This is a genomic window from Vibrio sp. 2096 (assembly GCF_033339595.1).
Classification (GTDB): Bacteria; Pseudomonadota; Gammaproteobacteria; order Enterobacterales; family Vibrionaceae; genus Vibrio; species Vibrio alginolyticus.
Genome location: NZ_JAWOUX010000045.1, coordinates 1 through 2,165, shown reverse-complemented (window position 1 = coordinate 2,165; position 2,165 = coordinate 1). Strand labels below are relative to the sequence as shown.

Genomic DNA, 2,165 nt, shown 5'->3' with positions numbered 1-2,165 from the left:
ACGAGGCTGGAAAAGGTGTCCGCAATGAGAACAGGTTGCGAAACGTGCCAATGAGCAGGAAAAACAGGCGGCATGAACATCAACCCCAAGTCAGAGGGTCCAATCGCAGATAGAAGGCAAGGCGTTCGCGGTCGGGGGCTTCGATCCCCAATACATTGAATAGGACAGCGAAGGCGCGCTCTGCTTCATCTGGCGCTGCCCAGTTCTCTTCGGCGTTAGCAATCATGAGTGCCAAATCGGCATAGCGATCTGCTGTTCCGAGCCGCCCAAGGTCGATCAGACCCGTGCATTGAAGAGTTTTAGGGTCCACCATGAAGTTCGGCATGCAGGGATCACCATGGCAAACAACCATATCGGTGCGCTCTTGGTCGAGCCGCACCGGTAGCTCTCGTTCGACACGAGCCAAAAGATCGAGCTGCGGCGTACTCTTGTCCTCGTCCGGTAAGAAGTCGGGATTGACGGCATTGCGGGACACCACATCAACGGCGCGTCCGAACATTCGCGACAGCCTGCGCTCAAACGGACATTGATCAACCGATAGGCTGTGAACAGCGCCAAGTTGCTGCCCCATTGACGGCCACGCTTTGAGCAAATCCGCTCCAGACAGATCAGCCGCCGGTACTCCCGGAATTGCCGTTATCACCAAGCATGCACCCTCCTGTTCCTCCTGCCAGTTGATCACCTCGGGGCAAGCCACACCTCGACCTTTGAGCCAAATGAGGCGGTCACGCTCTCCAGCGAGCTCACCGCGGCAGGAAGCAGGTGCGATTTTCGCGAAGGCATGCCCGTCACCACGTCGAAAAACAAAATCACCAGATTCTCCGCCTCTGACAGGCAACCAGTCAGAATGCGATTCACCAAAAAAAATATTAGTTCGATTCAATGGAGGTTCCTTCAGTTTTCTGATGAAGCGCGAATATAGAGAAATATCCCGAATGTGCAGTTAACGAATTCTTGCGGTTTCTTTCAGCGCCGCCAATACCGCCAGCCCGTCGCGCAAGGGGCGCGGCTCGTGTGTGCGGATGAAGTCAGCTCCACCTGCGGCGGCGGCAAGCTCTGCAGCGAGTGTCGCGGCCCCGACATCCCCCGGACCACGGCCTGTGAGCGCGCGCAGAAAGGATTTGCGCGAAACAGACAGAAGCACCGGCAAATCGAAGCGCAGCCGCAATTCATCGAACCGCGCCAGCACCGAGAGCGAGGTTTCGGGAGCAGCCCCCAGAAAAAACCCCATGCCGGGATCAAGGACAAGGCGGTTGCGTTTGATACCGGCACCCGTCAGCGCCGCGATGCGCGCGTCAAAGAACGCCGCAATGTGATCCATGATGTCGCCAGCGGGTGCCTCGCGCCGATCTGCCTGCCCGTCTTGCACCGAATGCATAACGACGAGTTTGGCAGATGATTTCGCCAATTGCGGATAGAACGCAGCGTCTGGAAAACCGCGAATATCATTGAGATAGGCTACACCACGCGACAAGGCATAGGCTTGCGTCGCGGGTTGATAACTGTCGAGCGAGACGGGAATGCCATCTGCCTTGAGCGCGTCCAGCACCGGCGCGATACGCGCGATTTCTGTGTCGGACGAAACAGGCGCGGCGTCGGGATTGCTGGATGCCGGACCGAGGTCGATCACATCTGCCCCCTCGGCCATCAGCTTACGCGCCTGCGCAATGGCTGCGTCTGGCGCCAGATACCGGCCTCCATCGGAGAAACTGTCCGAGGTTATGTTGACGATGCCGAAAATGATGAGCGATTTATTCATGGGGGCTTCTATAATAATAATAATCGAGCATGAGTCTCATACGGATGCTCGGGTCGAAAGGGAATCCCCAGGCGAGTAACCTGTTTGCGGTGATCCATTAGCTGCAGGAGCAGAATAGCATACATCTGGAAGCAAAGCCAGGAAAGCGGCCTATGGAGCTGTGCGGCAGCGCTCAGTAGGCAATTTTTCAAAATATTGTTAAGCCTTTTCTGAGCATGGTATTTTTCATGGTATTACCAATTAGCAGGAAAATAAGCCATTGAATATAAAAGATAAAAATGTCTTGTTTACAATAGAGTGGGATACAGACACGCTTGATATGTTTGGAGATGGGGTTCTAGGGATTTTCCCCTCTAAAAAGACTTAATCCTCTGTAGACCACACCAATAAATGGCTGCGGAGGTGG

The 2,165-nt window shown here is 54.9% G+C and carries 3 protein-coding genes; all 3 read right to left on the bottom strand.

Annotation, left to right across the window (positions count from 1 at the left end; translation table 11 throughout):
• Nucleotides 1–80 (bottom strand): aminoglycoside phosphotransferase family protein (locus R7Q41_RS23855; protein ID WP_219564665.1); only part of this gene is annotated, 80 nt, incomplete at its 3' end.
• Nucleotides 80–883 carry an aminoglycoside O-phosphotransferase APH(3'')-Ib gene (aph(3'')-Ib, locus tag R7Q41_RS23850; protein WP_077202330.1) on the bottom strand — a complete coding sequence of 268 codons (804 nt, stop codon included), beginning with the start codon at nt 881–883 and terminating at the stop codon, nt 80–82. The genes aph(3'')-Ib and R7Q41_RS23855, both read right to left, overlap by 1 nt.
• Nucleotides 884–943: 60 nt before the next feature.
• Nucleotides 944–1,759, bottom strand: a complete 816-nt coding sequence (gene sul2 / locus R7Q41_RS23845) for a sulfonamide-resistant dihydropteroate synthase Sul2 (protein ID WP_001043260.1) — start codon at nt 1,757–1,759, stop codon at nt 944–946.
• Nucleotides 1,760–2,165: the final 406 nt, after the last annotated feature.

What these genes read in the sequence shown, in the direction of transcription:
- sul2 (WP_001043260.1), bottom strand. Translation starts at nt 1,759, where the DNA reads ATGAATAAATCGCTCATCATTTTCGGCATCGTCAACATAACCTCGGAC.